This is a genomic window from Kitasatospora sp. NPDC088742, from assembly GCF_055584905.1.
In genome coordinates this window covers 1-3,168 of sequence record NZ_JBVJLD010000111.1, presented here as the reverse complement: position 1 = coordinate 3,168, position 3,168 = coordinate 1, and the positions used below count along the sequence as shown (strand labels likewise).

The 3,168-nt window shown below is 73.6% G+C and carries 3 protein-coding genes; all 3 read right to left on the bottom strand.

The features are described from left to right. Positions 1–81: 81 nt before the first annotated feature. The 3 genes from ACZ6ZR_RS38620 to trpS all read right to left on the bottom strand — a co-directional run bounded on the left by ACZ6ZR_RS38620 (position 82) and on the right by trpS (position 2,957). Positions 82–828, bottom strand: a complete 747-nt coding sequence (locus ACZ6ZR_RS38620; RefSeq protein WP_465650709.1) for a nucleoside/nucleotide kinase family protein — start codon at positions 826–828, stop codon at positions 82–84. A 10-nt stretch (positions 829–838) separates the two neighbouring features. Beyond that, positions 839–1,810, bottom strand: coding sequence for a S66 peptidase family protein (locus ACZ6ZR_RS38615; protein ID WP_465650707.1), 972 nt, complete (start codon positions 1,808–1,810; stop codon positions 839–841). 91 nt (positions 1,811–1,901) lie between these two features. After that, entirely contained in the window at positions 1,902–2,957 is a 1,056-nt protein-coding gene (gene trpS, locus ACZ6ZR_RS38610) for a tryptophan--tRNA ligase (RefSeq protein WP_465650705.1), read from the bottom strand. Positions 2,958–3,168: the final 211 nt, after the last annotated feature.

Sequence of the window (3,168 nt, the reverse complement as noted above, 5' to 3'; positions counted from 1 at the left end):
AGATCAGAAGAGGTGTTCCAAGGATTGGCCGCCCCGGGACCGTCCACACAGAACGCGTGTCCGGTGCTCCCTGCCGAGCGACTAGAGAACACTACCCCCGTCACCGAGCGAAGGCAAACATCCCACCTCGACGGCCTGCGTGCAGGCGGCCAGGCCCTCCTTCACGTAGGCGCCGTTGGGGTCGTCGTTGCCGGCGATCCACTGCCGGGCCGCCTCCGGGGTGCGCCCGCCGGTCATGTGACGGTGCATCAGGCGCTCGTCCCGGACGGAGTCGGCCGTGGCGACGTACCAGAGTTCGTGGAGGAGGGGGCGGACATCGGACCAGGGGGCCTCGGTGTTGGCGAGGTAGTTGCCCTCGGTGACGACCAGGCGGGTGTGGGGGTGGATGACGTGGCGGCCGGCCACCGCCTCGTCGAGGGTGCGGTCGAAGCCGGGGGCGTAGACCTCGGTGAAGCGTTCGGTGTGGACGCGGCGGAGGAGGGCGACGTAGCCGTGGGCGTCGAAGCTCGGCGGGGAGCCCTTGCGGTGGCGGAGGCCGAGGCGGTCGAGTTGGGCGTTGGAGAGGTGGAAGCCGTCGAGGGGGAGGTAGGCGGCGGTGCCGGGGCCTTGCGACCGGTTGATCTCGGTGACCAGGTGAAGGGCCAGGGTGGACTTGCCGGCGCCGGGTGGGCCGGTGAGGCCGAGGACGGAGCGGCCCTTGTGGACCGTCCGGCCGTCGAGGAGACGGGTGGCGAGGGCGACCAGGCTCTCGGCGGTCGCGGGCGCGGTGGCTACGGGCCCGGTGGCTGTGGGCACGGTGGCTGCGGTGGCGTTGCTCTCCGGCGGCATGGGGCGCACGCTACTCGGCCTCGGCCGGGTGCGCGGTGAGGACGGGCACGTCGAAGGTGAGGGTGCCGGCTGCGGCGTCCAGGGTGGCGGGCAGGCCCAGCGGGACGGTGAGGGTGGAGGGGCAGTGGCCGAAGCCGAACTCCCAGGCCACCGGGACGCCCAGCGGAGCGAGCCGGTCGTACATGGTCGCCCGGACCTGGTCGAGGGGGCCGCAGTCCTCCCAGGAGCCGAGGGCGATGCCGGCCACGCCGGCCAGGGCGCCGGAGCGGATCAGCTGGGTGAGGATGCGGTCGAGTTGGTAGGGGTGCTCGCCGACGTCCTCCAGCAGCAGGATGGTGCCGGCGAAGGAGGGGCGGGCGGTGGGGGTGCCGCGTTCGGCGGCGAGCAGGGCGGCGCAGCCGCCGGCCGTGGTGCCGTGGGCGGTGCCGGGGAGGAGGGGGGTGCCGGTGGAGCCGACGACCAGGGTGGTGTCGGGTTCGAACAGGGTGCGGCGCAGGTGTTCGGCGGTGGGCGGGTCGGCGATGAAGGTGGCGCCGGTGCCGAGCGGGCCGTAGAGGGTGGGGACGCCGAGCCGCTGGGCGACGGCCTCGTGCAGGACGGTGATGTCGCTGAAGCCGACCAGGGCCTTGGGCGGGGCGGCGCGCAGCGCGTCCCAGTCGAGCAGGTCGACCATCCGCTGGACGCCGTAACCGCCCCGGGCGCAGATCACGGCGGCGATGGTGGGGTCGAGCCAGGCCTGCTGGAAGTCGGCGGCGCGGTCGGCGTCGGTACCGGCCAGGTAGCCGAGGTGGTTGTCGCGGTGGTGGGCGCCGGGGACGACCTCCAGGCCCCAGGAGCGCAGGATCGCGGTGCCGGCCGCGATCTGTTCGGCTTCGAGCGGTCCGCTGGTGGCCACCAGGGCGACCCGGTCGCCGGGCACCAGGCGGCGGGCCCGGCGCAGCGGCAGGCCGGTGGCGGGCGTGGTGGTGATCGTCTGGGACATCGTCAGGTACCCCTCGGAGCAGCGGAGGACGGAGCGGGCGCGGTACCGGCCGGACGGGTGCCCGGCCGGTACCGCGCGGTCCCTCCCAGTCCTACCGCATGCCCATCGCGTGGCGGACCTCGGCCAGGGTGGCGTCGGCGACGGCGTTGGCCCGCTCGGCGCCCTCGGTGAGGACGGCGCGCAGCAGGGCCCGGTCCTCGGCGAGCTCGGCGCGGCGGGCGCGGATCGGGCGGAGGAACTCGTTGACCACCTCGGTGACGTGCTTCTTGAGGGCGGCCGCTCCGCCGTCGCCGATCTCGGCCGCGACGTCCGCCGGGTCGCGGCCCTCGCAGAGGGCGGCGAGCTGGAGCAGGCCGGAGACGCCCGGGCGGGCTTCGGGGTCGTAGCTGATGTGGCGTGAGGCGTCGGTGGTGGCGCTGCGGACGAGCTTGGCGGTGCGGTCCTCGGTGGCGCCGAGCGGGATGGCGTTGCCGCGGCTCTTGCTCATCTTGCCGCCGTCGGTGCCGGGGAGCAGCGGGGCGTCGGAGAGCAGTGGACGGGGGACGGGGAAGAGTTCGGTGCCGTACCGCTCGTTGAAGCGGCGGGCGATGGTGCGGGTGACTTCCAGGTGCGGGAGCTGGTCGCGGCCGACGGGGACCAGGGTGGACTTGCAGAAGAGGATGTCGGCGGCCTGGTGGACGGGGTAGGTGAACATCAGTCCGCTGACGGCGGCCTGGCTGGAGTGGGCGATCTCGTCCTTGACGGTGGGGTTGCGGCTGAGCTCGGCGACGCTGACCAGGCTGAGGAAGGGGAGCATCAGCTGGTTCAGGGCGGGGACGGAGCTGTGGGTGAAGATCGTGGCCCGGGCCGGGTCGACCCCGGCGGCGAGGTAGTCGAGCACCAGGTCCTCGGCGGCCTCGGCCGGGCGCTCGGCGCGGTCCCGGTCGGTGAGGGTCTGGTAGTCGGCGACCACCAGCAGGAGTTCGACGCCGGCGGCCTGGAGGTCGACGCGGTTCTTGAGGGTGCCGAAGTAGTGGCCGAGGTGGAGCGGGCCGGTGGGGCGGTCGCCGGTGAGGATGCGGTGGCCCTCGGGGTGGCGGAGCACCTCGTCGAGGGTGGTGTGGCCGGCGGCCGGGGCGGTGGCGGTCGTGGTGACGTCGGTCTGCATCGGTGGCTCCTGGGAGGTGACGGTGGGTCGGACCGTCCGCCAGGAGGTGCCGCGTGCGGACACGCCGCAGGGCCGCCCTTGCGGACGGCCCTGCGGTCATGCGTGCGGGGTGGCCGTCCTAGGGCCTGTTTCGAAAGTGCTGGTCACAGCCACTCGTTGATGGCTGCGACCAGCACGGTCGCTTCGTAGCGGACGGCGAGTTTGTCGAATC

Bases quoted from the DNA above. Each gene is read 5' to 3' on its own strand.
- ACZ6ZR_RS38620 (WP_465650709.1), bottom strand. From the start codon at position 828: ATGCCGCCGGAGAGCAACGCCACCGCAGCCACCGTGCCCACAGCCACC.
- ACZ6ZR_RS38615 (WP_465650707.1), bottom strand. From the start codon at position 1,810: ATGTCCCAGACGATCACCACCACGCCCGCCACCGGCCTGCCGCTGCGC.
- trpS (WP_465650705.1), bottom strand. From the start codon at position 2,957: ATGCAGACCGACGTCACCACGACCGCCACCGCCCCGGCCGCCGGCCAC.